This is a genomic window from Streptococcus oralis subsp. tigurinus, from assembly GCF_002096275.1.
Classification (GTDB): Bacteria; Bacillota; Bacilli; order Lactobacillales; family Streptococcaceae; genus Streptococcus; species Streptococcus oralis_CN.
The window spans coordinates 13,182-38,914 of record NZ_NCUG01000012.1; the positions used below are offsets into that span (position 1 = coordinate 13,182).

28 protein-coding genes, 1 pseudogene, 1 riboswitch and 1 other annotated feature are annotated in these 25,733 nt (G+C 43.7%); of the genes and pseudogenes, 18 read left to right on the plus strand and 11 right to left on the minus strand.

What is annotated here, in order from left to right; translation table 11 throughout:
* Position 1 precedes the first annotated feature (1 nt).
* The 7 genes from B7725_RS00540 to B7725_RS00570 all read left to right on the plus strand — a co-directional run bounded on the left by B7725_RS00540 (position 2) and on the right by B7725_RS00570 (position 6,353).
* The gene (locus tag B7725_RS00540; protein WP_084874127.1) at positions 2–766 is read left to right on the plus strand and encodes a nuclear transport factor 2 family protein; all 765 of its coding nucleotides are present in this window, start codon (positions 2–4) and stop codon (positions 764–766) included.
* A gap of 14 nt (positions 767–780) precedes the next feature.
* A complete protein-coding gene (locus B7725_RS00545) occupies positions 781–1,509 on the plus strand; it encodes an ATP-binding cassette domain-containing protein (protein WP_084874128.1) in 729 nt (242 codons plus the stop codon).
* Positions 1,502–3,022: an ABC transporter permease/substrate-binding protein gene (locus B7725_RS00550; protein ID WP_084874129.1), complete on the plus strand. Its 1,521-nt coding sequence runs from the start codon at positions 1,502–1,504 to the stop codon at positions 3,020–3,022. Before B7725_RS00545 ends, B7725_RS00550 begins: the two co-directional genes overlap by 8 nt.
* A gap of 338 nt (positions 3,023–3,360) precedes the next feature.
* Positions 3,361–3,963, plus strand: coding sequence for an ECF transporter S component (locus B7725_RS00555; protein ID WP_084874130.1), 603 nt, complete (start codon positions 3,361–3,363; stop codon positions 3,961–3,963).
* A complete protein-coding gene (locus tag B7725_RS00560) occupies positions 3,963–4,754 on the plus strand; it encodes an energy-coupling factor transporter transmembrane component T (RefSeq protein ID WP_000130448.1) in 792 nt (263 codons plus the stop codon). Before B7725_RS00555 ends, B7725_RS00560 begins: the two co-directional genes overlap by 1 nt.
* Positions 4,730–5,566 (plus strand): ABC transporter ATP-binding protein, encoded by an 837-nt coding sequence (locus B7725_RS00565; RefSeq protein WP_000343048.1) that lies wholly within the window; start codon positions 4,730–4,732, stop codon positions 5,564–5,566. The genes B7725_RS00560 and B7725_RS00565 overlap by 25 nt, the downstream gene beginning before the upstream one ends.
* On the plus strand, positions 5,553–6,353 hold the full coding sequence (locus B7725_RS00570; RefSeq protein ID WP_000103848.1) for an energy-coupling factor ABC transporter ATP-binding protein: 801 nt from the start codon (positions 5,553–5,555) through the stop codon (positions 6,351–6,353). Before B7725_RS00565 ends, B7725_RS00570 begins: the two co-directional genes overlap by 14 nt.
* 224 nt (positions 6,354–6,577) lie before the next feature.
* On the opposite strand, the gene B7725_RS09925 is transcribed toward B7725_RS00570, so the two are convergent.
* Genes B7725_RS09925 through B7725_RS10175 form a run of 4 tightly spaced genes read right to left on the minus strand, consistent with a single transcriptional unit; the run spans position 6,578 to position 7,891 of the window.
* Positions 6,578–6,739: a hypothetical protein gene (locus tag B7725_RS09925; protein ID WP_001062367.1), complete on the minus strand. Its 162-nt coding sequence runs from the start codon at positions 6,737–6,739 to the stop codon at positions 6,578–6,580.
* Entirely contained in the window at positions 6,727–6,954 is a 228-nt protein-coding gene (locus B7725_RS00575; protein WP_001152920.1) for a hypothetical protein, read from the minus strand. Before B7725_RS00575 ends, B7725_RS09925 begins: the two co-directional genes overlap by 13 nt.
* A 12-nt stretch (positions 6,955–6,966) precedes the next feature.
* Complete coding sequence (locus tag B7725_RS00580; RefSeq protein ID WP_001287839.1) at positions 6,967–7,203, minus strand: hypothetical protein; 237 nt, start codon at positions 7,201–7,203, stop codon at positions 6,967–6,969.
* Positions 7,196–7,891, minus strand: a complete 696-nt coding sequence (locus B7725_RS10175; RefSeq protein WP_001015294.1) for an IS6 family transposase — start codon at positions 7,889–7,891, stop codon at positions 7,196–7,198. Before B7725_RS10175 ends, B7725_RS00580 begins: the two co-directional genes overlap by 8 nt.
* 39 nt (positions 7,892–7,930) lie before the next feature.
* On the opposite strand from B7725_RS10175, the pseudogene pnuC reads away from it, so the two are divergent.
* Positions 7,931–8,437: pseudogene (gene pnuC, locus B7725_RS00590) on the plus strand (nicotinamide riboside transporter PnuC); the annotation flags it as partial.
* A 34-nt stretch (positions 8,438–8,471) separates the two neighbouring features.
* Here the strand turns inward: pnuC and B7725_RS00595 are convergent.
* A complete protein-coding gene (locus tag B7725_RS00595; protein ID WP_084874132.1) occupies positions 8,472–8,804 on the minus strand; it encodes a glucuronide permease in 333 nt (110 codons plus the stop codon).
* A 26-nt stretch (positions 8,805–8,830) separates the two neighbouring features.
* Positions 8,831–9,385: a TetR/AcrR family transcriptional regulator gene (locus B7725_RS00600; protein WP_084874166.1), complete on the minus strand. Its 555-nt coding sequence runs from the start codon at positions 9,383–9,385 to the stop codon at positions 8,831–8,833.
* Between the two features lie 132 nt (positions 9,386–9,517).
* Here B7725_RS00600 and B7725_RS00605 point away from each other — a divergent pair, with 132 nt between their 5' ends.
* Positions 9,518–10,408: a cation diffusion facilitator family transporter gene (locus tag B7725_RS00605; RefSeq protein ID WP_084874133.1), complete on the plus strand. Its 891-nt coding sequence runs from the start codon at positions 9,518–9,520 to the stop codon at positions 10,406–10,408.
* Positions 10,409–10,441: 33 nt separating this feature from the next.
* Here the strand turns inward: B7725_RS00605 and galR are convergent, their stop codons facing one another.
* Positions 10,442–11,446 (minus strand): DNA-binding transcriptional regulator GalR, encoded by a 1,005-nt coding sequence (gene galR, locus B7725_RS00610; RefSeq protein ID WP_084874134.1) that lies wholly within the window; start codon positions 11,444–11,446, stop codon positions 10,442–10,444.
* A 164-nt stretch (positions 11,447–11,610) separates the two neighbouring features.
* On the opposite strand from galR, the gene B7725_RS00615 reads away from it, so the two are divergent.
* From B7725_RS00615 to B7725_RS00625, 3 genes are all read left to right on the plus strand, one after another.
* Complete coding sequence (locus B7725_RS00615) at positions 11,611–12,789, plus strand: galactokinase (protein ID WP_084874135.1); 1,179 nt, start codon at positions 11,611–11,613, stop codon at positions 12,787–12,789.
* Between the two features lie 18 nt (positions 12,790–12,807).
* A complete protein-coding gene (locus B7725_RS00620; RefSeq protein ID WP_084874136.1) occupies positions 12,808–14,289 on the plus strand; it encodes a UDP-glucose--hexose-1-phosphate uridylyltransferase in 1,482 nt (493 codons plus the stop codon).
* Positions 14,290–14,358: 69 nt separating this feature from the next.
* Entirely contained in the window at positions 14,359–14,763 is a 405-nt protein-coding gene (locus B7725_RS00625; RefSeq protein WP_049538104.1) for a PaaI family thioesterase, read from the plus strand.
* Positions 14,764–14,795: 32 nt separating this feature from the next.
* Here the strand turns inward: B7725_RS00625 and B7725_RS00630 are convergent, their stop codons facing one another.
* From B7725_RS00630 to B7725_RS00645, 4 genes are all read right to left on the minus strand, one after another.
* A complete protein-coding gene (locus B7725_RS00630) occupies positions 14,796–16,058 on the minus strand; it encodes a nucleobase:cation symporter-2 family protein (protein ID WP_001171655.1) in 1,263 nt (420 codons plus the stop codon).
* Positions 16,058–16,639 (minus strand): xanthine phosphoribosyltransferase, encoded by a 582-nt coding sequence (locus tag B7725_RS00635; RefSeq protein WP_084874137.1) that lies wholly within the window; start codon positions 16,637–16,639, stop codon positions 16,058–16,060. The genes B7725_RS00630 and B7725_RS00635 overlap by 1 nt, the downstream gene beginning before the upstream one ends.
* 120 nt (positions 16,640–16,759) lie before the next feature.
* Positions 16,760–16,855: riboswitch (purine riboswitch) on the minus strand.
* A 132-nt stretch (positions 16,856–16,987) separates the two neighbouring features.
* Positions 16,988–17,374, minus strand: coding sequence for a bleomycin resistance protein (locus B7725_RS00640; RefSeq protein WP_084874138.1), 387 nt, complete (start codon positions 17,372–17,374; stop codon positions 16,988–16,990).
* Positions 17,375–17,385: 11 nt separating this feature from the next.
* Positions 17,386–18,213 (minus strand): exodeoxyribonuclease III, encoded by an 828-nt coding sequence (locus B7725_RS00645; protein ID WP_084874139.1) that lies wholly within the window; start codon positions 18,211–18,213, stop codon positions 17,386–17,388.
* Between the two features lie 133 nt (positions 18,214–18,346).
* Between B7725_RS00645 and B7725_RS00650 the strand changes: the two genes are divergently transcribed.
* The 6 genes from B7725_RS00650 to B7725_RS00680 all read left to right on the plus strand — a co-directional run bounded on the left by B7725_RS00650 (position 18,347) and on the right by B7725_RS00680 (position 25,220).
* Positions 18,347–18,802 carry a DUF3290 family protein gene (locus B7725_RS00650; protein ID WP_009730499.1) on the plus strand — a complete coding sequence of 152 codons (456 nt, stop codon included), beginning with the start codon at positions 18,347–18,349 and terminating at the stop codon, positions 18,800–18,802.
* Positions 18,799–19,434, plus strand: a complete 636-nt coding sequence (locus B7725_RS00655) for a DUF421 domain-containing protein (protein WP_000174434.1) — start codon at positions 18,799–18,801, stop codon at positions 19,432–19,434. Before B7725_RS00650 ends, B7725_RS00655 begins: the two co-directional genes overlap by 4 nt.
* Positions 19,435–19,594: 160 nt before the next feature.
* A complete protein-coding gene (locus B7725_RS00665) occupies positions 19,595–21,340 on the plus strand; it encodes an ABC transporter ATP-binding protein (protein WP_084874140.1) in 1,746 nt (581 codons plus the stop codon).
* Positions 21,330–23,072, plus strand: coding sequence for an ABC transporter ATP-binding protein (locus B7725_RS00670; RefSeq protein ID WP_084874141.1), 1,743 nt, complete (start codon positions 21,330–21,332; stop codon positions 23,070–23,072). The genes B7725_RS00665 and B7725_RS00670 overlap by 11 nt, the downstream gene beginning before the upstream one ends.
* Before the next feature lie 183 nt (positions 23,073–23,255).
* A complete protein-coding gene (locus B7725_RS00675) occupies positions 23,256–23,948 on the plus strand; it encodes a sugar transferase (protein ID WP_084874142.1) in 693 nt (230 codons plus the stop codon).
* Between the two features lie 42 nt (positions 23,949–23,990).
* Complete coding sequence (locus tag B7725_RS00680) at positions 23,991–25,220, plus strand: DegT/DnrJ/EryC1/StrS family aminotransferase (RefSeq protein WP_162278986.1); 1,230 nt, start codon at positions 23,991–23,993, stop codon at positions 25,218–25,220.
* 23 nt (positions 25,221–25,243) lie between these two features.
* Positions 25,244–25,474: a binding site (T-box leader), on the plus strand.
* Positions 25,475–25,733 lie beyond the last annotated feature (259 nt).

Below are 25,733 nucleotides of genomic sequence, written 5' to 3' on the forward strand. Positions count from 1 at the left end.
CATGTCAAAACAAGTTGAAAATGCCCAAAATCTATATATTCACGCCATTCAAGACGGGCGAGTTGCTGAGGCTCAAGCTCAGTCTGTAGGAGATACCTACATTCAACACTCGACAGGTGTGCCAGATGGGAAAGAAGGGTTTGCGGCTTTCTTTGCAAATTTCTTTGAGCGCCATCCCGAGCGTGAGATGAAGATTGTTCGCACCATTGAAGACGGCAATCTGGTCTTTGTCCATGTTCACCAATATCTCAATGGCGGAGAAGCGCAATGGGTGACGACGGATACTTTCCGTGCGGATGAGAATGGTCGTATCGTGGAGCATTGGGATGTGATTGACTACTATCGAACACCTGAAAATGACCAATTAGATCAGATTTTTGGAGATTTTGAAATCACAGATTTGGATAAGACAGCAGAAAATAAAAAGTTGGTTCGCCGTTTCTTGACAGAAATTTTCCAAAATGGGGAGCTAGAGCAGTGGAGTGATTATGTGGCAGACGATTTGATTCAGCATAATCATGAGATTGGCCAAGGAAGTGCTGCTTATAAAAACTATGTGGCTGAACATGGTGTCACTTTTGACTTTGTTTTCCAGCTTTTAGGACAAGGAAACTATGTGGTTAGCTATGGTCAGACTCAGATTGGTGGAGTTGCCTATGCCCAGTATGACATCTTCCGTCTAGAAAACGGAAAAATTGTGGAACATTGGGATAATAAGGAAGTCATGCCTAAGGTAGAAGACTTGACCAATAGAGGGAAGTTTTAAATTGAGGATACAGAATGATTGAATACAAAAATGTGGCGCTACGCTACACAGAAAAAGATGTTTTGAGAGATGTCAATTTACGGATTGAGAATGGGGAGTTCATGGTTTTAGTTGGGCCTTCTGGGTCCGGTAAGACGACCATGATTAAGATGATTAACCGTCTTTTGGAACCCACTGATGGAAATATTTACATGGATGGCAAGCGCATCAAAGACTATAATGAGCGTGAACTTCGTCTTTCTACTGGTTATGTTTTACAGGCCATTGCTCTGTTTCCCAATCTAACGGTTGCAGAAAATATTGCTCTCATTCCTGAGATGAAGGGCTGGACTAAGGAAAAAATTGCGAAGAAAACAGAAGAGCTTTTAGCTAAAGTTGGCTTGCCAGTAGTTGAGTATGGGCATCGACTTCCGAGTGCATTATCTGGTGGAGAACAGCAACGGGTCGGGATTGTCCGTGCCATGATTGGTCAGCCTAAGATCCTCCTCATGGATGAGCCCTTTTCAGCTCTAGATGCAATTTCGAGAAAACAGTTGCAGGTTCTGACGAAAGAATTGCATAAAGAGTTTGGGATGACAACGATTTTTGTGACCCATGATACGGATGAGGCCTTGAAGTTGGCGGACCGTATTGCTGTCTTGCAGGATGGAGAGATTCGCCAGGTGGCGAATCCCGAGACGATTTTAAAAGCTCCTGCAACAGATTTTGTAGCAGACTTGTTTGGAGGTAGTGTTCATGACTAATTTAATTGCAACTTTTCAGGATCGTTTTAGTGATTGGTTGACAGCTCTATCTCAACATTTGCAGTTGTCACTTTTGACCTTGTTGCTGGCCATCTTTATAGTGATTCCCTTGGCTGTTTATCTTCGATATCATGAGAAGTTAGCGGATTGGGTCTTACAGATTGCAGGGATTTTCCAGACCATCCCGTCTCTGGCCTTGTTGGGACTCTTTATCCCCTTGATGGGAATTGGGACCTTACCGGCCTTGACAGCTCTAGTGATTTATGCTATTTTTCCGATTTTACAAAATACCATCACTGGGCTGAAGGGAATTGATCCGAGTCTGCAAGAGGCTGGGATTGCCTTTGGGATGACCAGATGGGAACGTCTCAAGAAATTCGAAATTCCACTTGCCATGCCTGTTATGATGTCTGGGATTCGGACGGCAGCGGTCTTGATTATCGGTACGGCGACCTTGGCAGCCTTGATTGGTGCTGGGGGACTGGGTTCCTTTATCCTTTTGGGAATTGACCGCAATAATACCAGTCTGATTTTGATTGGGGCCCTTTCTTCTGCAGTGCTTGCCATTGCCTTTAACTTCCTGCTAAAAGTGATGGAAAAAGCAAAATTGCGGACGATTTTCTCTGGTTTTGCCTTGGTGACCTTATTGCTCGGTCTGTCTTATAGTCCAGCCCTCTTAGCTCAAAAAGAGAAAGAAAATTTGGTTATTGCTGGAAAATTGGGACCGGAACCAGAAATTTTGGCCAATATGTATAAACTCCTCATTGAAGAAAATACCAGTATGACTGCGACTGTTAAACCGAATTTTGGGAAAACAAGCTTCCTCTATGAAGCTCTGAAAAAAGGGGATATTGATATCTATCCTGAATTTACTGGTACGGTGACTGAAAGTTTGCTTCAACCAGCACCTAAAGTAGGTCATGAGCCAGATCAGGTTTATCAAGTGGCGCGTGATGGCATTGCCAAACAGGATCATCTGGCCTATCTCAAACCTATGTCTTATCAAAACACCTACGCTGTAGCTGTTCCGAAAAAGATTGCTCAAGAATATGGCTTGAAGACCATTTCGGACTTGAAAAAAGTGGAAGGGCAGCTGAAGGCAGGTTTTACACTCGAATTTAATGACCGTGAAGATGGCAATAAGGGCTTGCAATCAATGTATGGTCTCAATCTCAACGTAGCGACCATGGAGCCAGCTCTTCGCTATCAGGCAATTCAGTCAGGCGATATTCAAATTACGGATGCCTATTCAACCGATGCAGAGTTGGCGCGTTATGATTTGCAGGTCTTGGAAGATGACAAACAACTCTTCCCACCTTATCAAGGGGCTCCACTAATGAAAGAAGCTCTTCTCAAGAAACATCCAGAGTTGGAAACAGTTCTCAATAAATTGGCTGGTAAAATTACTGAAAGCCAGATGAGCCAGCTCAACTACCAAGTCGGTGTCGAAGGCAAGTCAGCAGAACAAGTAGCCAAGGAGTTTCTCCAAGAACAAGGATTGTTGAAGAAATAGATTGAAAATGTCAAACTCAACTTTGTTAAACGACCATATAGAAAACTGCTCAGACAATCTTGTCTGGGCTTTTTTGGTATCAGAATTAATGATTTTCATTTCTAAATGGAAAATAAGAGGAAATTTTTAGGATTTTCTAAAATTTTACTGTAAATACACTTGACTATTCACAAAATAGGTGTATAATGTGTTGTGAACTACTTAACAAATAAAGATTTCCAGCTCATGTCGACTAAGGATGGAAATCTTGTGTATAGACAGTTCAGTAGATATATAATAGAGCGTTGCGTCCGAAAGTCTATCCAGACACGGCTCTTTAAAAACAAAAGGAGAAGATTATGAAAACAGAACCGATTCATCGTACCAGTATGTGGAAATTTAAGTTAAGTGCTGCCACCATGACTTTGATTCCCGCTGCCGTGGGGATTAACTATGTTGCCAAAGCCTTGGCGGAGGGGTTAAAGTTGCCCGTTTGGCTGGGGTCTTTGGGAACCTTTCTTGCCAGCATGTTGGTTGGGCCGGTTGCCGGTGCCATTAGTGGTTTCATCAACAACGTGATCTATGGGCTGACCTTATCGCCAATTTCAACCGTGTATGCGATTACCAGCATCGGAATTGGGATTGCTGTCGGAGTTTTGCACGCCAATGGGTGGTTCTCGTCAGCGCGACGAGTATTTGTTTCTGCTATTATTATTGCCATCGTTTCAGCTGTCATTTCAACGCCGCTCAACGTCATCTTTTGGGGTGGTCAGACCGGTATCGCTTGGGGTGACTCATTGTTTGCGGTAATGGTCGCCAATCATGCACCAGTGTGGCTGGCCTCATTTACCGATGAGTTTGTCTTGGATATTTTGGATAAAGTCTGCGTGGCCTACCTGGCATTCTTCATCTATCGTCAGCTGCCGAAGCGGATGGTGCACTTCTTTAGCGATGATAAATGATGACTGATAAAACATTGATTTCTGGAGCGCCACGGGTCAAGCTCAAGTGGTACCAGGTGATCGATCCGATTACTAAGCTCTTGTTCATCTTGGACATGACGTTGTTGAGCTTTGCCAGTATGAATTTATTGCTTCAGGCCGGATTAATTCTTGTCGCAACACTGCTATTGTTATTTTCCAAATTGAGTTCTACCACCTTTAAGGCGCTGGGATTCAGCCTGTTTCTGATTTGCACCATGCTGATCATCCAAGGGTTATTTTACAGTCGGAATCAAACTGTGCTGTTTTCTGTGCTTGGGGTGTCGTTCTACAAAGAAGGCCTGATTTACGCCACCACTCTGGGTTGTCGAGTATTGGTGATTATTTTGACCAGTGGCTTTTTTATGGTGACCACGAGTATTTCAGAAAACGCGGCCTATTTGGAACTGTCCGGATTGTCTTATAAAACCGTCTACGTTCTGATGTCGGTGTGTTATATTTTGCCGGAAATGATGCGCAATATGCGGAAAATCCAGCAGGCACAAAAAGTTCGCGGAACCAATCCGCAAAAAACGTTGATTCAGAAATTAAAGTCAGTCCTGCCGGTTCTAATTCCATTGGTGATTAAGACCCTGGATCAATCGATGACGCGGTCGATTTCTCTCCAACTGAGAGGTTTTGATAATCTCAACCGGACTGTCAGAACCTCCCAGCGCGTGTATCGCCTGTCGCGAACGCTGCACATTGGTCTGACTGGATTGGCAATTTTATTGATTGGGTGGAAGATATGGACGAAGATAAACGGATTGTAATTGAAAATTTGACCACCCGTTATCCGGGTACTGAGCAACCACAACTGCGTCAGATTAATGCGGAGGTTCATACCGGCCAGGTGGTTGGGATTATCGGGAATAGCCACTCCGGCAAATCGACTTTGTGCCGTGTGCTGGCAGGGGTCATTCCCAAAATTGTGTCTGCTGAGATTGAGGGCGACTGGCACATGTTTGGCCAGCGAGTGTCCGACAATTGGCCCGTTTATAATGCCATGAATGGAGTTGTACTGCAAAATCCAGCTGGCCAACTAAGCGGGTTGGCAGACACGGTTGCCGATGAAATCGCCTTTGACTTGATTAATCAGGGAATGGCTGAAGGACTGATTCAAAAACGGGTTGAAGAAGTTGCCACGCAAATGGGGCTGATTGAACAGCTGAATTTGCGTCCCGAGAGCCTTTCCGGTGGTCAGATCCAGCGGTTGGCAATTGCCACGGCGATTGTGGCTAATCCGGCTGTTTTGATTATGGATGATCCGACCAGTGAGATGGATCCCCTTGGCCGCCGGCAATTTTTCCAATGGCTGGCCCAAGTCAAAGAGACGACTGTCTTCATTGTCACCAGTGAAATTGACGATTTGTGCGAAGTCGCCGACGTTGTGTGGGTGCTGCACGAGGGTCAAATGGTAGCCCAGGGCAGGCCGGGTGAGGTGTTTAATCATTTGGCAGCTGACTGGCAGATTCCAGCCCCGACAATCCAGCAACTTGCTCAAAAAATGGATTGGCACTTGGCTGATGGCCGGTATCCGGTGAATTACGCTGATCTGAAGGAGGTTCGTTATGTCCACAATTGAACTGAGCCACCTGACGTTCACTTATCCGGAACGGTCCTTTAGCTTGGATGTTGAAGACAAACACTTCGCCGATCCGATGGTGGCGATTGTCGGCCAAAATGGTGCCGGCAAATCAACGCTCTTCAAATTGTTGACGGGTTTGCTGACACCACAAACCGGTGTGATTAAGATCGATGGAGAAAATTTTAATGATCTTAAACCAGTCGAAAAGTTACTGAAGGTTGGGATTACTTTTCAGAATCCTGACGATCAGCTTTTCAACCCGACCGTTCAACGAGAGGTGGAGTGGAATGTCGCGCAGGTCATGGATGACCACGACACGATTACGAGGCGGGCTTTAGCGGCTCTAAAAAGAGTTGGCTTGGATGATAAAACAGCTGAAAGTCCATATGACCTGTCATTGTCGGAACGCAAGCTGTTGAGCGTTGCCACAGTTTTGGCAGTGGATCCGGCGATTTATTTATTTGATGAGCCGATGATGTCGCTTGATTGGGAAAGCCGGCGCAAGTTGACCGCAATTTTCCATCAGTTGGCTGATTCGGGCCACCAAGTTGTGACCATCACCCATGACATGGATTGGGTCGCCGCCGAGTTTGAGTCGGTGTATGTTATGGAACACGGGAAGTTTGGCTTCGCCGGCAGTCCACGGGAATTGTTCAGCAATCACGAACTTGTCCAGCGAGTGGGATTACTACCACCGCGGATTATGGACATAGCGGAGTCACTGGGTGATTCACAGACATATTTATCGGTTAATGATTATTGCCAGAAAAATCGAGATGTATAGAAAAAGTCACCTCTGCGGGTTTTCCAGGTTGAAGGATTAACTTCAGCTTCTGGTAAGAACTCACATGGGTGACTTTTGTGTTTAATAACGTTTCATGATCATCGGGTGCTTCCTCAGATCACTCGGTTTGATTTTACTTTGTTTCATGGTCATAATCATATACCATTTCTTTTGGATTTTTTGTTTGACTAATACAAAATAGGTCCTCATAGGTTTTCGCATTTTTAGCGTCCATTAGGATCATCAGTATAATTTTCTGAATTAGGAGACTGTCCCATCACTATTCGAACTTCGTCTCCCAACTTACGCTGTTCCCATTCATCCGTGAATCCTTTAAATCGCAATTCTGGAACTTTCTTTTTAACTGAATCATCTATTTTCGCCATAGTCCCCACCATTTTATTGGTTTTTCTTGTTCTTCTATCCTTTTTTGATCTTTGATTTGTTCCTGCAAATTTTCCAACTTCTCTTTAAGAGCGTTCACTTCATCTTTATATTGATTGTCTAAGTGTTTGAATTCTGTTTCCTGTGAGGGCATTTTGAGGGCTTTTAAGTTATCATTTTCCGCCTTGTATTCTTCTAGCAACTTTTTATCTTGCAAGGCTAATCGTTGTTACTGGTCTAACAAATTAGTTAGTTTTTCTATTTGTTGGTCTTTGGTATTTGATTTGCTACTACTTTCTACTTTACCTAAAATTATTTTTTCTGCTTTAGAATTTATTAGATTAGACCCATTGGAACTTTTAAGCTGTAATTCTTTTGGTAACCTTTGGTAGTGATATTGAATATTTTGTTTTGTAACACTCAACTCATCCGCCAGCTCTTTGATCGTTTTTAAGTCTTCACTCATGGTTTAAGTCCTGCCTTTTAACCGTTGGTAGATATTGTTCAATGGCTTTTTTGAGGTAGCGTGCGATATTATGCTTAGAATATTCTTCACGTCTGCTGGCAACATAAGACAAGTGGTCTTTGACACTATTTAGCCCTCTTAATTCTTTCAGTTCGTCATAGAGGGGGTAAACATGGACTTGCAATCCTGCCATGATTTTTGTATCTTGCATTTCAAACGGACTTAGCAACATATTTTCTAGCAATAGCGTGGTGTACTTGCTTTTCATTGCTTCAATAGCTAGCTTATCTTCGGTTTCTGCTTTGCGTGCTTTATCTTCTTGATAGGCGGTATCTTCTAACTTATAGCTGTTATCGTCTGCTCGACGTTTCTTTCGTAACCAGATATCCAATGTTAAACCGTCCGCATCAATCGCTTGATAGAGATAATGCCAACGCCCCTTAATTTTGATATAGGTTTCATCCATTTTCCACGAATAGAAGGACTGTTTATTTTTCTTTTTCCAGAGATGATAGAGGATTTTACTGTATTCTTGAACCCACCGATAAATCGTAGTGTGACAAACATTTATTCCACGGTCATAAAGCAATTCCTGAACTTCACGATAGCTCAGATTGTAACGTAGGTAATAACCAACAGCGACAATGATGATGTCTTGTTGGAATTGTTTGCCTTTAAAATGATTCATCTCTCAAGCCTTACTAACCTTTTTTCTGCTCTTTGAGAAGCTGAAGGTCGTGCTAGTAACTACCTATTTGGTTTGATTAATTCCATCATTTATCTGGTGCTTGCCCTTCAAAAAGGCTTCTATGGTGAGGTTTTAACAACTCTCTATTTTACAATTATGCAGCCAATTGGTCTCTTGGTTTGGATTTATCAAGCCCAGTTTAAGAAAGAACAACAAGAGTTTGTCGCACGTAAACTAGACGGCAAGGGTTGGACAAAGTATCTTTCTATTAGTGTTCTTTGGTGGTTGGTATTTGGGTTCATTTATCAGTCTATCGGAGCCAATCGTCCTTATCGTGATTCTATCACCGATGCAACCAATGGGGTTGGGCAAATTCTCATGACAGCTGTTTACCGTGAACAATGGATATTCTGGGCAGCTACCAATGTCTTTTCTATCTATCTCTGGTGGGGAGAAAGCCTGCAAATTCAAGGGAAATACCTGATTTACCTGATCAATAGTCTATTTGGGTGGTATCAGTGGAGCAAGGCAGCAAAGAGTGTTTAAAAAGTAAAAAAGGATCGGATGATCCTTTTTTATGTTAGAGCAAAATGAATAATACCGTAATGATAATAGCGCTCGTTATACGAACGATGTGGTGCGATATATGTTGGTTTTCTTGCTGTCGCCCGTTCCAGTAGGCACCATAGCAGACGATACTCGCACCCACAATCCATAGTAGAATGGTTGCCAGTGGGACGAAGTAAAAGATAGCTAGAGCCAGAGAAGTGATGCAACTGCCGACCAAGATGCACGTATTTCCCAAACTGTAGTTCTTTCGTTTCATGGCTGAAAAAGCAGCAGCAAGGTGAAGTAATGAGAATGCGAGAGCTAGTACGATTGTTAGTATTCCTAGAATCATCGAAGTTAACATAGTTGGTTCCTTTCTGAGTTACAGGCTTAGTTATCAAGTGGAGTTGTAGAGGTCATCTCCATTACATCAAGGTAAAATCTCACCACTTGGTCTTCTGTATAAGATTTTCCTTTTTTTAGCCACCAAGTTAGAGTTTCGATAAAGTTCGTCACAACAAAATGCTGGAGGTAGGAGGCCGGAATGTTTGGATAGGCCTCTTGCAAGTCATCCGCCACCATGGGATAGACGTGGTGTTCGAGTTCCTTGTGTAGTTGGCGGAGGAAGTAGTCGTTTTTGGAAAAAAGGAGACTGGTGACACGGTCCTGGTTTTTCTGAAAATGTAAAAAGATATGTGCGAGGTAGTCCTCGGTAGTAAGGTGTTCTTCCCTTTCAAAGAGATGATGAAAGAGGTAGCGACAGAGCTCATCTAAAAGGAGTTCCTTACTTTCGTAATGACAGTAAAAAGTAGAACGTCCAACATCTGCTAGGTCAATGATATCCTGAACAGTAGTGGCATCATAGCCTTTGTCGTTTAAAAGTTGTAAAAAAGCTTGATAGATGGCTTTTTTAGTCTTGTTGACTCGACGGTCTCTTTTTGGCATATAGACACTTGATACAAACTGTTCAGAACTGAACATGGCTGACAGTTTGCTTCTATCCTTTCTTTGGATTTTATTAGATAATACAAATGAAAGAAGTATGTATATACCCATTATACCAAAGGAGGGAGAGAAATGAGTTCTAAAACATCTATCTGGTTAGCTTTTTTCTTAAATTTAAGCTATGCGATTGTTGAGTTTATCGCAGGGGGAATCTTTGGTTCGAGTGCAGTTCTTGCTGATTCTGTTCATGATTTAGGCGATGCTCTAGCCATTGGCATATCAGCCCTTCTGGAAACGATCTCCAATCGTGAAGAAGATAGGCAGTACACCTTGGGTTACAAGCGTTTCAGCCTTTTAGGAGCCATGGTAACGGCTGTGATTCTTATGATAGGGTCTGTCCTAGTGATCTTGGAAAATGTCACAAAGATCGTTCACCCACAACCCGTTAATGAGGAAGGGATCCTCTGGCTGGGAATCATTGCAGTGGCTATTAATGTGCTAGCAAGTTTGGTAGTTCGTAAAGGAAAGACAAAGAACGAGTCAATTCTTAGCTTGCATTTTTTGGAAGACACTCTTGGTTGGTTGGCTGTCATTCTAATGGCGATTATCCTCCGATTTACAGATTGGTATATCCTCGATCCGCTTTTATCGCTGGTCATTTCCATCTTTATTCTTTCAAAAGCCATTCCTCGCTTTTGGAGCGCGCTAAAAATTTTCCTAGATGCTGTGCCAGAAGGGGTCGAGACAAGTGATTTGGAGAAAGATTTAGAGGCTCTACCCAATGTCAAAAGTGTCAACCAACTTAGTATTTGGTCCATGGATGGTCTAGAGAACAATGCCCTTGTTCACATTTGTATCAAGGACTGGGAGCAGATGATGGAGACCAAAGAAGTGGTGCGTCAATTTTTAGAAGAAAGAGGCGTGCAGAATATCACTATTGAAGTGGATAGCAGTCAAAGCAATCATGCGCAACATAAGCGGAGGGTGAGAGAATTAGAGCAGAAGCATGGGCATCATCATTAGAAAAACGACCTCGCTAGAGGTCGTTTTGTTATCCTATTCATTCCTTGTACTTTCCCTCAAGGTCAGTCTGGTTCCCAGCATAGTCAGGCTAGGAATTTTGCGACCGTGGAGAACTTCCTTGTTAAGAATATCCATACCTGCTCGACCCATTTCTTCGGTATAGACGGTAATGCTAGAAAGAGGGGGATAGACCTGCTTGGTCAGACTAGTGTCGTTAAAGGAAATGAGGCTGACGCGGTCTGGTAGGCTAATTCCAGCTTCTTGAAGGGCACGAAGGGCACCGATGGCTAAACTATCGCTGGCTGCGAAAAATGCTGGTGGGAGTTGTTCTCCCAACTTGTGAATGGCCTCCTTCATCAAGTCATAGCCAGACTGGGCAGTAAAGCTCCCCTGAAAGACCAGTTCTTCATGGTAGATTCCATTTGCTTGGGTAATGTCTTTGAAATTTTCTAGCCGCTTATCCTGGATAATTTCTTCCTGGTCGGTTGTTTCTTCGAGACCTGTTAGAATCCCGATACGGTCCATCCCTTGGCTGAGGAAATGGTCTACAACTTGTTTCACAGCAGTGTAAAAGTCAGTGATAATACAGGTATGACCTAATGAGAGGGTATCGCTGTCTATAAAGACTAGAGGTTTTTGGTATTCTTCAAAGGCAGAAATCTGTGATCGGCTGAACTTTCCGATGCAGAGAATGCCAATCACTTCCTCACTCAGTGTAAAAGGATGGTCATTAAAATAGCGCAAGATATCATAGTCCAACTCTTGGGCTCTTTTTTCAATACCGAGACGAATCTGGTAGTAGTAGAGGTCGTCTAGCTCCCCCTGCTCGCTGACCCATTGGATAATGGCAATTTTCTGCTTGGGCTTGTGGGATTCGCCTGTCTTGAGGTGTTTGGTATAGCCCAGCTCTTCAGCGACAGTTAAAATACGGTGTCTGGTTTCTTCTGTAACAGATAGACTCTGGTCGCGATTGAGGACACGGGATACGGTCGCGATAGAGACAGAGGCTAGCTGTGCGATGTCTTTTAAGGTAGCCATAAATCTTCCTCCTTTTAGGTTAGTATATCATGTTTTTCTTCTTTTTACCGATTGTTTAGTAAAACTTTAGTAAAAAGGATTGACCTTGGTAAAAGTCTTGGATACAATAGAAGAAAACGATTACACGTTAAGGTGTCTTAACGGACAGTCAAAGGAGAATTCATATGACACAACATCTTACTGCTGAAGCCCTTCGTAAAGACTTTCTTGCCGTTTTTGGTCAAGAAGCAGACCAAACCTTCTTTTCACCAGGTCGCATCAATTTGATTGGTGAACACACGGACTACAATGGCGGGCACGTTTTTCCAGCTGCTATTTCCTTGGGAACATACGGTGCAGCTCGCAAGCGTGACGACCAAGTCTTGCGTTTCTACTCAGCTAACTTTGAGGACAAAGGTATCATCGAAGTGCCTCTTGCTGATCTCAAGTTTGAAAAAGAGCACAGCTGGACCAATTATCCAAAAGGAGTTCTTTATTTCTTGCAAGAAGCTGGACATGTGATTGACAAAGGGTTTGATTTTTATGTTTATGGGAATATCCCAAATGGTGCAGGCTTGTCTTCATCAGCATCTTTGGAACTCTTGACAGGGGTCGTTGCAGAGCATCTCTTTGATTTAAAACTAGACCGTTTGGATTTGGTTAAAATCGGAAAACAAACAGAAAATAACTTTATCGGAGTCAACTCTGGTATCATGGACCAGTTTGCCATCGGTATGGGAGCTGACCAACGGGCCATTTACCTAGATACCAACACTTTGGAGTACGACTTGGTGCCGCTTGATTTGAAAGACAATGTCGTTGTTATCATGAACACCAACAAACGTCGTGAACTGGCGGACTCTAAGTACAATGAACGCCGTGCTGAGTGTGAAAAAGCTGTGGAAGAATTGCAAGTTGCCTTGGATATTCAGACCTTGGGTGAATTGGATGAGTGGGCCTTTGACCAATACAGCTATCTGATTAAAGATGAAAATCGCTTAAAACGTGCTCGCCATGCTGTGCTTGAAAACCAACGTACTCTTAAAGCTCAAGCAGCCCTTCAAGCAGGTGATTTGGAAACATTTGGTCGCTTGATGAATGCTTCTCACGTTTCTCTAGAACATGACTATGAAGTAACTGGCTTGGAATTGGATACTCTTGTTCACACAGCTTGGGCTCAGGAAGGTGTTCTTGGTGCTCGTATGACAGGGGCAGGATTTGGTGGATGTGCCATTGCCTTGGTGCCAAAAGATACTGTTGAGGCTTTTAAAGCAGCTGTTGGCAAGCACTACGAGGAAGTAATTGGATACGCTCCAAGCTTCTATATCGCGGAAGTTGCAGGTGGCACTCGCGTCCTTGACTAGTCAAAAGGAGGCTCTATCGTGACCTTAGTAGATAAATTTGTAACACACGTTATTGCTGAAAGTTCATTTGAGGAAATGGATCGAATCTACCTAACCAATCGTGTCTTGGCACGAGTGGGGGAAGGTGTTTTGGAAGTTGAGACGGATCAGGATGACTTGATTGACCTCAAGGACCAGCTTGTCGAGGAGGCCGTTCGATTAGAGACGATTGAGGATAGTCAGACTGCGCGTGAAATCCTCGGTGCTGAACTGATGGACTTGGTGACCCCTTGTCCAAGTCAAGTTAATCGTGACTTTTGGACAACCTACGCCCAATCTCCCGAACAGGCAATTGCAGATTTTTACCAACTTAGCCAGAAAAATGACTACATCAAGCTCAAGGCCATTGCTAAGAATATTGCTTATCGTGTACCATCTAACTACGGTGAACTGGAGATTACTATCAATCTGTCTAAACCTGAAAAGGATCCAAAGGAGATTGCGGCGGCCAAGTTGGTGCAAGCTAGTAATTACCCACAGTGTCAACTCTGTCTAGAGAATGAGGGTTACCATGGTCGGGTCAATCATCCAGCTCGCAGCAATCACCGCATAATCCGTTTTGAAATGGCTGGTCAGGAGTGGGGCTTCCAGTATTCGCCCTATGCTTATTTTAATGAGCACTGTATTTTCTTAGATGGCCAGCATCGTCCCATGGCTATCAGCCGTCAGAGTTTTGAGCGTCTGCTGGCTATCGTAGAGCAGTTTCCAGGCTATTTTGCGGGTTCAAATGCTGACCTGCCGATAGTGGGAGGCTCTATTCTGACTCATGACCACTATCAGGGAGGCCGTCACGTGTTTCCTATGGAATTGGCTCCCTTGCAAAAGGCTTTCCGATTTGCTGGTTTTGAACAAGTCAAGGCTGGGATTGTCAAGTGGCCTATGTCAGTGCTACGTTTGACCTCGGATTCTAAAGAGGATTTGATTAACTTGGCTGACAAAATTTTGCAGGAATGGCGGCAATATTCAGACCCTGAAGTACAGATTTTGGCAGAGACAGACGGGACACCACACCATACCATTACACCGATTGCTCGTAAACGCGATGGACAGTTTGAGTTGGACTTGGTCTTGCGAGACAATCAGACATCGCCAGAGCATCCTGATGGCATCTATCATCCCCACAAGGATGTCCAACATATCAAGAAGGAAAATATCGGCTTGATTGAGGTCATGGGCTTGGCTATCTTGCCACCTCGTTTGAAGGTAGAAGTGGAGCAAGTCGCTAGCTATCTTGTAGGGGATGGTGAAGCAGTTGCAGACTATCATCAGGAATGGGCAGACCAGCTCAAAGTCCAACATCCAGATCTAGCAGATAAAGAAAAAGCCCTTGAAATCGTCAAGGACTCTGTGGGTGCTATCTTTGCGCGCGTTCTAGAGGATGCAGGGGTTTACAAGCAGACGGAACAAGGACAGGCAGCCTTTATGTGCTTTGTAGAGCAGGTTGGAATTTTGCCAGACTAGGAGCTTTCTCCTTGCACAGTTCTATAAAAAGTAGTATCATAGTGTCGTTTGAACTATCAGGAGGAAACGATGAAAGATTTTCATTTTGACGCTATATCTGCCTTTGAAAATTACGAAATTGAACAAATGAGAGATGGTCACGTTGTGGTGACGACGAAAATAGTGGACTCGTCGCTCAACTACTATGGCAATGCCCATGGAGGCTATCTCTTCACCCTTTGTGATCAGATTAGTGGTTTGGTGGTTATCTCGCTGGGGCTAGATGGAGTGACGCTTCAGTCCTCTATCAACTACCTCAAGGCAGGAAAACTAGATGATGTACTGACCATTAAAGGAGAATGTGTCCATCATGGACGCACAACCTGTGTAGTGGATGTGGATATCACCAATCAAGAAGGCAGAAATGTCTGCAAAGCAACCTTTACCATGTTTGTCACAGGCCAGCGGTCTGAAAAAAGACAGGTAAGGATATAGAGAAACAAAAAAGAGGTGTGAGCCTCTTTTTCTTATTTCTTTTTCCGATTTAATACGGCATTGAGTACAATGGCAAGTAGGCTGGCTACGACGATTCCGTTTGAGAAGAACATTTGGAAGGCTGTCGGCATGCTGACAAAGAGATTACTGTTATTGAGTCCGACACCTGCAGCGATTGATACAGCTGCGATAAGGAAGTTGTGTTCATTGTTAGCAAAGTCAACGCGGGCGAGGATTTGCATCCCTTGAAGGGAAACAAAACCAAACATCACCAGCATGGCACCTCCAAGAACAGGGCTCGGAATGATTTGGGCGAGGGCACCAAACTTAGGAAGGAGTCCAAGGAGAACTAAGAAACCAGCTGCGTAGTAGATTGGCAGGCGAGTCTTGATACCTGACAATTTAACCAACCCAACGTTTTGTGAAAATCCTGTGTAAGGGAAGGTGTTAAAGATTCCTCCGAGAAGTACGGCCAGACCTTCTGCTCGGTAACCGTTGCGAAGGCGCGTGCTGTCGATTGGGTCATTGGTAATATCAGACAAGGCCAGGTAAACACCAGTGGATTCAACCATAGACACCGTTGCAATGATACACATCATGACAATAGAAGAGATTTCAAAAGTTGGCACCCCAAAGTAGAGGGGAGTAGGAACATGGACTAGTGGTGCTGCCGCAACAGGGGAGAAATCAACCAAGCCCATAGTAGCAGCAATGGCTGTTCCGACAACCAGACCAATCAAAATGGAGATAGACTTGATAAATCCTTTGGTAAAGATGTTGATCAAGAGGATGATCAGAACAGTGATTGCAGCAAGCAAGAGACTTTGACCAGTTGGCTCTGGGACATTATTTCCCATATTTCCGATAGCGACAGGAATTAAGGTCAATCCAATCGTGGTAATGACAGAGCCTGTTACGATAGATGGGAAGAGATTGGCCACTTTTGAGAAGATGCCTGAAATCAGAACCACATAAATCCCTGAAACGATAAGGGCACCAAACATAGCACCGCTACCGTGGCTTTGCCCAATCATAATCAAAGGAGCAACCGACTGGAAGGCAACTCCGAGAACAACTGGAAGTCCAATCCCAAAGTATTTATTGAGTTGGAGTTGGAGGAAGGTCGCCACCCCACACATGAAGATATCTGTGGAGATTAGGTAGGTCAACTGTTCAGCTGAATAGCCAAGAGCTGTCGCAATCATAATAGGAACTAGGATAGAGCCTGAGTACATGGCTAGTAAGTGCTGTAAGCCAAGAACGGCTGCTTGCGAGTGTTTTTCTTGTTTTTGCATTAGAGATCTGCCTCCTTAAATACGACCTGACCGTTTTCAAAACGTTCCAAACGAGCCAGTGATAGAACTGGATAGCCAGCTTTTTCAAGCAAATCACGACCATCCTGGAAGGATTTTTCGATAACAATACCGATGGCTTCGACTTTAGCTCCGGCCTGTTCGATGATTTGGATCAAGCCTTTGGCAGCTTGGCCATTGGCTAGGAAATCATCGATAATCAAGACCTTATCCTCAGGTGAGAGGAATTTCCCAGCGATGGAAACGGTGCTGGTCACCTGCTTGGTAAAGGAGTAAACCTCAGCAGTTAAGATGCCTTCATTCATGGTGATGTTTTTAGCTTTCTTGGCGAAAATCATAGGGACATCTAAGGCTTCAGCTGTAAAAACAGCTGGGGCAATGCCTGAAGCTTCAATGGTCACGACCTTGGTAATGCCAGCAGAAGCGAATTTGTCCGCAAAAACTTTACCAATCTCCCGCATCAAACGATAGTCAACTTGATGGGTTAAAAAGGAATCTACCTTGAGGATGTTGTCACCCAAGATATGCCCATCCTGAAGGATGCGCTCTTCTAATAATTTCATAAGACCTCCTAAAGTCTAAAAGATGCTTCATTTACTTGTTTAGAGTTTCTAGCAAGAAATAGAAAAAGAACCTACTTAATCCCCTAAGTAAGTCCCCAAAATAGGCATGGTCAAAACCATACCTTCAGCTGACGTACTCATTGTTAGGTGTTCCGGCACCTTGTAGAAACGTCGTGCCAATTCACGACATAAACAAGTAAAATGATACTATTATCAAACGCAATAGCGTTAATGTTATTATTTTACACTAAATAGCTTTAGAAATCAAATATTTTGTTAGCAAATAGATCATAAAAGCGAACGAATAAAAGGCTGCAACGCTAGAAAGTATTGTAGCCTTTTATTCTTCTATTCGCTAAATCTTAAAAAATAGCCATCAGGATCTAAAATCGCAAATTCATGAGGGTGAATAAAGCTATCTCCCACTCGAAATTCTCTTTTGGTCAGCGGACGATGGATAGGATAGTCAGCTTCCAGCAGTTTTTGGTGGATCTGAGGGACATCTTCAATGCCAAAGGAAATATTGACACCGCGCCCGAAAGGATAGGTCAGTTGGGCTAATTCTTCTGTGCTGCCTTCTTCTAGCATAAGTTGGCAGTCTTCAAGCGATAGGAAGAGAAATTTCTCCTCTGGACGCTCGTATTCGATTCTAAAACCGAGTAAGTCGCAGTAGAAGGAACGGGACTGTTCTAAATCACTTACAACAAACTCGGGAATAACTGCATTGTAGTTCATAGTGAAAATCCTTAAAGTTTAATTTCCAATACAATCGGCGTATGATCTTGACGTGCGCCTGAGTCAATCATGTCAGACTTGGTCACCTTGTCAGCCACGCGGTTGCTAGTGAGCCAGTAGTCGATTCTCCAGCCTGTATTGTTGATTTTAGAAGTCTTGCTGCGTTGCGCCCACCAAGTGTAACGTTCTGGGACATCGCCGTGAATGTGGCGGAAGGTGTCAGTAAACCCAGTTGCCAAGAGGTTGGTAAATCCAGCACGCTCCTCGTCTGTAAAACCAGGTGAACGGCGGTTGCTGGCAGGATTTGCAAGGTCGATTTCCTTGTGAGCTACGTTGTAGTCTCCAGTCGCAAGGACTGGTTTTTCTTTGTCTAGTTGCGCCAAATACTCAGCATATTTGACATCCCAGACTTGGCGTTCCTCCAAGCGTTTGAGCTCATCACCAGCGTTTGGAGTGTAAACTTGCGTTACGAAAAATGCATCAAATTCCAAGGTGATGATGCGGCCTTCCAAGTCCATGGTAGAAGGAGCACCGATTTCTGGGAAGCTGATCGTTGGTGTGAGTTCTTTCTTATAAAGGAACATGGTTCCAGCGTAGCCTTTGCGGGCAGGTTCTTGAGAGGAACGCCAAGTGTTTTCATAACCTGGGAAGAGTTCTTCTAAAATTTCCAAGTGTTTTTTTGTAGGCCCTTTTGCAGAAAGCTTGGTTTCCTGAATAGCGATAATATCAGCATTTTCGGCTACCAAGGTTTGTAGGACTTCTTGGGACAATTTTGCACGAGCTGAGTCGCTCGTTAGGGCTGCATTGAGGGAATCGATATTCCATGAGATGAGTTTCATAATGTTACCTTTTTCATTCAGATTACAGACTATATTATACCAAAAAAAGGCGCATTTCCCCAACGTATGGTTTGAAAAATCACCCTCTTTCGTTTATAATTAAGAATGATTTTATGAAAGGGAGTGAAAATACATGAAATTCTATTCTTATGACTATGTACTCAGCCAAATCAGTCAGCAAAATGGCATCATGATTGGTTTAGGGATTGTCCTATTAACTGTGACAGGATTTCTAGCTTTCAAGGCTTACCATGATAAAAAGGGGACCAAATTTCGTGAGTTGGTCATGATTTCAGCTTTGACCTTATTAGCTCTCCTTTTGGTCAGCATCACGACTTATCAAAACAATCAAGTTTCTAATAATAAATTTCAAGCTTCACTTCATTTCATCGAGCTTGTTTCCAAAGAATTGGGAGTTGACAAGTCAGAGATCTATGTCAATACTTCCACAAACACTGATGGTGCACTTATCAAGGTAGGTGATCGCTATTATCGTGCCTTGAACGGAAGTGAGCCAGACAAGTACCTGCTAGAGAAAGTGGAATTGTATAAAACAGATGCAATTGAACTGGTGGAGGTGAACAAATGACACTCAATTATATCGAAATTTTAATCAAACTAGCCTTGGGTCTCTTTTCTCTGGTTTTCGTAATTAATGTGACAGGAAAGGGCAACCTAGCGCCTAACTCAGCAATAGATCAAATTCAGAACTATGTACTCGGGGGTATCATCGGTGGGGTGATTTACAATAGCGCTATCAGTATCCTTCAGTATGCGGTTATCCTGATTATGTGGACCATTCTAGTCTTGACTCTCAAATGGCTCAACAACAATGTTCACTTTGTGAAACGTTTGATTGATGGGAAGCCAACCCTGCTCATCAAAAATGGGAAGATTGATCCAGAAGCCTGCCGTTCGGTTGGTTTATCAGCAGCGGACGTAGCTCTTAAGCTCCGTAGTCAGGGAATTTTCCAAATGAAACAAGTCAAACGTGCTATGCAGGAGCAAAACGGTCAACTCATCGTGGTCCAAATGGGAGATGAGAATCCCAAGTATCCTGTTGTCACAGACGGTGTGATTCAAGTCGAAATTTTGGAGACCATTGGTCGGAGCGAAGAGTGGCTACTTGATAACCTCAGCAAACAAGGGTATGACAATGTTGCCAATATCTTTATCGCTGAGTATGACAAGGGTGTCGTCTCAGTCGTAACTTATGAATAAGAAAAACCTGGGGTCTTGTACTCTTCAAAAATCAAATTCAAACTGCGTCAACGTCGCCTTGCCGTACTCAAGTGCAGCCTGCGGCTAGTTTCCTAGTTTGCTCTTTGATTTTCATTGAGTCTTGGCCTCAGGTTTCCATTTGCAATCAGAAAGGGATTTTATGTCCATTATTCAAAAACTTTGGTGGTTTTTCAGGTTAGAAAAACGCCGTTATCTAGTCGGGATTATGGCCCTGATCTTGGTTTCCGTCCTCAATCTCATTCCTCCCATGGTTATGGGGCGGGTGATTGATGCCATTACATCGGGACAATTAACCCAGCAGGACCTCCTTCTTAATCTATTTTATCTACTGCTGGCAGCCTTTGGGATGTACTATCTGCGCTATGTTTGGCGCATGTATATCCTTGGCACCTCCTACCGTCTGGGGCAGATTATGCGGTCTCGCTTGTTTGAGCACTTTACCAAGATGTCGCCTGCCTTTTATCAGACCTATCGGACGGGGGACTTGATGGCACACGCAACCAATGATATCAATGCCTTAACTCGTCTCGCAGGTGGCGGAGTCATGTCAGCAGTGGATGCCTCTATCACGGCTCTAGTGACCCTGCTGACCATGCTTTTTAGCATTTCATGGCAGATGACACTAGTTGCCATTCTTCCCCTGCCTTTCATGGCTTATGCGACCAGTCGTCTAGGGAGAAAGACTCATAAGGCTTTCGGAGAATCTCAAGCTGCCTTTTCTGAACTCAATAATAAGGTACAGGAGTCTGTATCAGGTATCAAAGTGACCAAGTCTTTCGGTTATCAGGCAGATGAGCTGGAGTCCTTTCAAGCAGTCAATGAATTGACCTTCCAAAAGAACCTCCAAACCATGAAATACGATAGCCTATTTGATCCCATGGTTCTCTTGTTTGTTGGTTCCTCCTATGTTTTAACCCTTTTGGTCGGCTCTTTGATGGTTCAGGAGGGGCAAATCACCGTTGGGAATCTGGTCACCTTTATCAGCTATTTGGATATGCTGGTCTGGCCTCTTATGGCTATCGGTTTCCTCTTTAATATCACTCAGCGAGGAAAGGTTTCTTACCAGCGAATTGAGGAACTCTTGTCTCAGGAATCACTTGTACAGGACCCTGAGTTTCCTCTGGACAGTATTGAAAATGGGCGCTTGGAATATGCCATTGACAGCTTTGCCTTTGAAAATGAAGAAACACTGACGGATATTCATTTTAGCTTGGAAAAAGGACAAACGCTGGGCTTGGTAGGACAGACAGGCTCTGGGAAAACGTCCTTGATCAAACTTCTTCTACGTGAATACGATGTGGATAAGGGAGCCATTTATCTAAACGGGCATGACATTCGGAACTATCGTCTGACAGACCTTCGCAGACTCATGGGCTATGTTCCTCAGGACCAGTTCCTCTTTGCGACCTCGATTTTAGACAATATTCGTTTTGGCAATCCTAACTTGCCCCTTTCAGCAGTTGAGGAGGCGACTAAGCTAGCTCAAGTTTACCAAGATATTGTAGCCATGCCCCAGGGATTTGATACGCTGATCGGTGAAAAAGGAGTCAGTCTCTCAGGTGGTCAAAAGCAACGTCTGGCCATGAGTCGGGCTATGATTTTAGACCCTGATATCTTGATTTTAGATGATTCCTTGTCTGCCGTGGATGCCAAGACAGAGTATGCGATTATTGACAATCTTAAGGATACGCGAAAGGACAAGACAACCATTATTACGGCTCATCGCCTCAGTGCAGTCGTCCATGCAGATCTAATCTTGGTTCTGCAAAATGGTCAAATTATCGAACGGGGCAGGCACGATGACTTGCTAGCCCTGGATGGCTGGTATGCCCAAACCTATCAGTCTCAGCAGTTGGAAATGAAAGGAGAAGAAGATGCAGAATAAACAAGAACAGTGGACTGTGTTAAAGCGCCTACTGTCCTATCTCAAACCCTATGGTCTTCTGACCTTTTTAGCCCTGAGCTTTCTCCTAGCGACTACGGTCATTAAAAGTGTGATTCCCCTTGTAGCTTCCCACTTTATCGACCAGTATCTCAGCAACCTTAACCAACTGGCCGTTACCGTTTTGCTGGCCTACTATGGTCTTTATATCCTGCAAACTCTGGTCCAGTATGTCGGCAATCTTCTCTTTGCGCGGGTGTCCTACAGTATTGTCAGAGATATTCGTCGCGATGCCTTTGCCAATATGGAGAAGCTAGGCATGTCTTATTTTGATAAGATACCAGCTGGCTCTATCGTCTCTCGTTTGACAAATGATACCGAGACCATCAGTGATATGTTTTCAGGGATTTTATCCAGCTTTATTTCAGCAGTTTTTATCTTTCTGACAACCCTGTATACCATGTTGGTTCTGGATTTTCGTTTGACAGCTTTAGTCTTGCTCTTTCTTCCCTTAATTTTCCTTTTGGTCAATCTCTATCGGAAAAAGTCAGTGAAAATCATCGAAAAAACCAGAAGTCTCTTGTCGGATATTAATAGTAAGCTGGCAGAGAATATCGAGGGAATCAGGATTATCCAGGCCTTTAATCAAGAGAAGCGCCTGCAGGCAGAATTTGATGAAATTAACCAAGAACACTTAGTCTATGCCAACCGATCTGTAGCTTTGGATGCCCTCTTTTTGAGACCTGCCATGAGTTTACTGAAACTCCTAGGCTACGCCGTTTTGATGGCTTACTTTGGCTACCGTGGTCTTTCTATCGGGATAACAGCCGGAACCATGTATGCCTTTATCCAGTACATCAACCGTCTCTTTGATCCTCTGATTGAGGTGACGCAAAACTTTTCAACCCTTCAAACGTCCATGGTGTCTGCAGGTCGTGTTTTTGCCTTGATTGATGAGACGACCTATGAGCCTCTTCAAAAAGATGTGCAAGCCAAAATCAAAGAGGGCAATATCCGTTTTGAACATGTGTGTTTCTCATATGATGGCAAACACCAGATTCTGGATGATATTTCCTTTTCAGTGAACAAGGGTGAAACCATTGCCTTTGTCGGTCATACAGGTTCCGGGAAATCGTCTATTATAAATGTCCTCATGCGTTTTTATGAATTTCAGTCGGGGCGAGTTCTCTTGGATGATGTGGATATCAGGAACTACAGTCAGGAAGAGCTGAGAAAAAATATCGGTCTAGTCTTGCAGGATCCCTTCCTCTACCATGGGACTATCAAGTCCAATATCGCCATGTACCAAGATCTTAGTGATGAAGAGGTCCAGGCTGCGGCTGCTTTTGTGGATGCAGACTCCTTTATTCAGGAGCTTCCGCAGGGTTATAATGCACCTGTGTCTGAGCGTGGCTCGAGCTTTTCTACTGGACAGCGTCAGCTTCTTGCATTTGCCAGAACAGTCGCCAGTCAGCCTAAAATCCTGATTTTGGATGAAGCGACAGCCAATATTGACTCGGAGACAGAAAGTCTGGTTCAGGATTCTCTGGCTAAAATGAGAAAAGGACGGACAACCATTGCCATCGCTCATCGTCTTTCAACTATTCAAGATGCCAACTGTATCTACGTTTTGGACAAGGGGCGTATCATCGAGAGTGGAACCCATGAGGAACTCTTGGCCTTGGGAGGAACCTATCACAAGATGTATAGCTTGCAGGCAGGGGCCATGTCCTAATACTCTTTGAAAATCTCTTCAAATCATGTCAGCTTTATCTGCAGCCTCAAAGCTGTACTTTGATTTTCATTGAATATAAGAAGGAAATCCTTTAAATTACAGATTTCTTGCACCGCCTTTTCCATTTTGTGGTATAATGAAAAATGTTGACAAATAGTATACTAAAAACAAAGGAGAAACAGCATGCTGAAATGGGAAGACTTGCCCGTGGAAATGCAATCAAGCGAGGTTGAGTCTTACTACCAGCTTGTCTCTAAAAGGAAGGGTTCGCTGATTTTTAAGCGTTGCCTGGATTGGGTTCTGGCCCTGTTTTTGCTACTTTTGACTTCTCCCGTCTTTCTTATCTTGAGCATTTGGATCAAGTTGGATAGCAAGGGACCTGTCATTTACAAGCAAGAGCGCGTGACCCAGTATAACCGTCGGTTCAAGATTTGGAAGTTCCGTACCATGGTAACGGATGCGGATAAAAAAGGAAGTCTGGTGACTTCTGCCAATGATAGTCGTATTACCAAAGTGGGAAATTTCATCCGCCGTGTGCGCTTGGACGAACTGCCTCAGTTGGTCAATGTCCTTAAAGGTGAAATGTCCTTTGTCGGTACAAGACCTGAAGTGCCGCGCTATACAGAGCAATATAGTCCTGAAATGATGGCGACCTTGCTCTTACCCGCAGGGATTACCTCTCCAGCAAGTATCAACTACAAGGATGAGGACACGATCATCAGTCAAATGACGGAGAAAGGCCTATCGGTTGACCAAGCCTATGTCGAACATGTCCTCCCTGAAAAGATGCACTATAACCTCGCCTATCTCCGAGAGTTTAGTTTCCTTGGAGACATCAAAATCATGTTTCAAACCGTGTTTGAAGTGCTAAAATAAAGTAGTCATGAGAAAATGAGTACAGATAAAAGGAGCAAATCAATGCCAAATTACAATATTCCATTTTCACCACCTGATATCACAGAAGCTGAAATTGCTGAAGTAGCAGATACCCTTCGTTCTGGCTGGATCACAACAGGTCCCAAGACAAAAGAACTGGAGCGCCGCTTGTCTCTTTACACACAGACACCTAAGACTGTCTGCCTCAACTCTGCGACAGCCGCTCTTGAGTTGATTTTACGTATTTTGGAAGTGGGACCAGGTGATGAAGTCATCGTTCCAGCTATGACTTACACAGCTTCATGTAGTGTCATCACTCACGTAGGAGCAACCCCTGTCATGGTTGATATCCAAGCAGATACGTTTGAGATGGACTATGACCTCCTTGAGCAAGCCATTACTGAAAAGACTAAGGTGATCATCCCAGTAGAGCTTGCAGGGATTGTGTGCGACTATGACCGTTTGTTCCAAGTTGTGGAAAATAAACGTGACTTGTTTGTAGCATCAACTAAGTGGCAAAAGGCCTTTAACCGTATCGTAATTGTCTCAGATAGTGCTCATGCTTTAGGATCTACTTATAAAGGGCAACCAGCTGGTTCTATCGCTGACTTTACTTCCTTCTCATTCCATGCCGTTAAGAACTTTACAACGGCTGAGGGTGGAAGTGCGACTTGGAAAGCCAATCCAGCGATTGATGACGAAGAGATGTACAAGGAATTCCAAATCCTTTCCCTTCACGGGCAAACTAAAGATGCTCTTGCCAAGATGCAATTGGGTTCATGGGAATACGATATCGTTACACCAGCCTACAAGTGCAACATGACGGATATCATGGCTTCGATTGGTTTGGTACAATTGGATCGTTACCCAGCTTTGCTACAACGTCGTAAGGACATCGTGGACCGCTATGATCGTGGTTTTGCGGGTACTCGTATTCACCCATTGGCACACAAGACTGATACTGTCGAATCTTGTCGTCACCTCTACATCACCCATGTAGAAGGTGCTAGTCTAGAAGAGCGTAATCGTATTATCCAAGAATTGGCCAAAGCAGGAATTGCAAGTAATGTACACTACAAACCGCTTCCTCTCTTGACAGCCTATAAGAATCTTGGTTTTGATATGGCAGATTATCCAAGAGCCTATGCCTTCTTTGAAAACGAAATTACGCTCCCTCTTCACACTAAATTAAGCGATGAAGAAGTAGACTATATCATTGAAACTTTGGTAAGAATTTCTGAAGAAATTGTCGGTTCAGTAAAAAAATCTTGACAAAGATAGAACAATAACATATAATATTCTCAATAAATCAGAAAAGTAGTTATTTTTGATCTTCAGGGAGCCTGTGGTGATTGTGAACAGGTGGTTGAAAGTAGTGAAAGTGGACTGATTTTAAAAATGAATTTGAAACAATGAAAATTCGGTGCGCACACCTTACAGTGCAACTTGTTGTTAGACAAGGCAGAGATGTAAAGGGGATAGTCCCTTTACAATTGAGGTGGCACCGCGTTACCAACGCCCTCACATGGAAGTAGATTCCGTGTGTGGGCTTTTTTCTTTCGGTCATTTTGTTTTTTTTATTAGGACGTTAAGTCGCTTTGATGAACTTATACTCAATGAAAATCAAAGAGCAAACTAGGAAACTAGCCGCAGGCTGTACTTGAGTACGGCAAGGCGACGTTGACGTGGTTTGAATTGGATTTTCGAAGAGTATTGAGTTCTATCTGTAGCTCCTTGCCTACTACTAAAAGCAAACAAAAAGCCGAATTCATACAGAAAGAGGAA

What these genes read in the sequence shown, in the direction of transcription:
- B7725_RS00680 (WP_162278986.1), top strand. Translation starts at nt 23,991, where the DNA reads ATGCCAAATTACAATATTCCATTTTCACCACCTGATATCACAGAAGCT.
- B7725_RS00555 (WP_084874130.1), top strand. Translation starts at nt 3,361, where the DNA reads ATGAAAACAGAACCGATTCATCGTACCAGTATGTGGAAATTTAAGTTA.
- galR (WP_084874134.1), bottom strand. Translation starts at nt 11,446, where the DNA reads ATGGCTACCTTAAAAGACATCGCACAGCTAGCCTCTGTCTCTATCGCG.
- B7725_RS00645 (WP_084874139.1), bottom strand. Translation starts at nt 18,213, where the DNA reads ATGAAACTCATCTCATGGAATATCGATTCCCTCAATGCAGCCCTAACG.
- B7725_RS00540 (WP_084874127.1), top strand. Translation starts at nt 2, where the DNA reads ATGTCAAAACAAGTTGAAAATGCCCAAAATCTATATATTCACGCCATT.
- B7725_RS00615 (WP_084874135.1), top strand. Translation starts at nt 11,611, where the DNA reads ATGACACAACATCTTACTGCTGAAGCCCTTCGTAAAGACTTTCTTGCC.
- B7725_RS00635 (WP_084874137.1), bottom strand. Translation starts at nt 16,639, where the DNA reads ATGAAATTATTAGAAGAGCGCATCCTTCAGGATGGGCATATCTTGGGT.
- B7725_RS00580 (WP_001287839.1), bottom strand. Translation starts at nt 7,203, where the DNA reads ATGAGTGAAGACTTAAAAACGATCAAAGAGCTGGCGGATGAGTTGAGT.
- B7725_RS00640 (WP_084874138.1), bottom strand. Translation starts at nt 17,374, where the DNA reads ATGAACTACAATGCAGTTATTCCCGAGTTTGTTGTAAGTGATTTAGAA.
- B7725_RS00595 (WP_084874132.1), bottom strand. Translation starts at nt 8,804, where the DNA reads ATGTTAACTTCGATGATTCTAGGAATACTAACAATCGTACTAGCTCTC.
- B7725_RS00600 (WP_084874166.1), bottom strand. Translation starts at nt 9,385, where the DNA reads ATGCCAAAAAGAGACCGTCGAGTCAACAAGACTAAAAAAGCCATCTAT.
- B7725_RS00550 (WP_084874129.1), top strand. Translation starts at nt 1,502, where the DNA reads ATGACTAATTTAATTGCAACTTTTCAGGATCGTTTTAGTGATTGGTTG.
- B7725_RS10175 (WP_001015294.1), bottom strand. Translation starts at nt 7,891, where the DNA reads ATGAATCATTTTAAAGGCAAACAATTCCAACAAGACATCATCATTGTC.
- B7725_RS09925 (WP_001062367.1), bottom strand. Translation starts at nt 6,739, where the DNA reads ATGGCGAAAATAGATGATTCAGTTAAAAAGAAAGTTCCAGAATTGCGA.
- B7725_RS00665 (WP_084874140.1), top strand. Translation starts at nt 19,595, where the DNA reads ATGTCCATTATTCAAAAACTTTGGTGGTTTTTCAGGTTAGAAAAACGC.
- B7725_RS00570 (WP_000103848.1), top strand. Translation starts at nt 5,553, where the DNA reads ATGTCCACAATTGAACTGAGCCACCTGACGTTCACTTATCCGGAACGG.
- B7725_RS00650 (WP_009730499.1), top strand. Translation starts at nt 18,347, where the DNA reads ATGAAATTCTATTCTTATGACTATGTACTCAGCCAAATCAGTCAGCAA.
- B7725_RS00560 (WP_000130448.1), top strand. Translation starts at nt 3,963, where the DNA reads ATGACTGATAAAACATTGATTTCTGGAGCGCCACGGGTCAAGCTCAAG.
- B7725_RS00545 (WP_084874128.1), top strand. Translation starts at nt 781, where the DNA reads ATGATTGAATACAAAAATGTGGCGCTACGCTACACAGAAAAAGATGTT.
- B7725_RS00675 (WP_084874142.1), top strand. Translation starts at nt 23,256, where the DNA reads ATGCTGAAATGGGAAGACTTGCCCGTGGAAATGCAATCAAGCGAGGTT.
- B7725_RS00630 (WP_001171655.1), bottom strand. Translation starts at nt 16,058, where the DNA reads ATGCAAAAACAAGAAAAACACTCGCAAGCAGCCGTTCTTGGCTTACAG.
- B7725_RS00625 (WP_049538104.1), top strand. Translation starts at nt 14,359, where the DNA reads ATGAAAGATTTTCATTTTGACGCTATATCTGCCTTTGAAAATTACGAA.
- B7725_RS00655 (WP_000174434.1), top strand. Translation starts at nt 18,799, where the DNA reads ATGACACTCAATTATATCGAAATTTTAATCAAACTAGCCTTGGGTCTC.
- B7725_RS00565 (WP_000343048.1), top strand. Translation starts at nt 4,730, where the DNA reads ATGGACGAAGATAAACGGATTGTAATTGAAAATTTGACCACCCGTTAT.
- B7725_RS00670 (WP_084874141.1), top strand. Translation starts at nt 21,330, where the DNA reads ATGCAGAATAAACAAGAACAGTGGACTGTGTTAAAGCGCCTACTGTCC.
- B7725_RS00605 (WP_084874133.1), top strand. Translation starts at nt 9,518, where the DNA reads ATGAGTTCTAAAACATCTATCTGGTTAGCTTTTTTCTTAAATTTAAGC.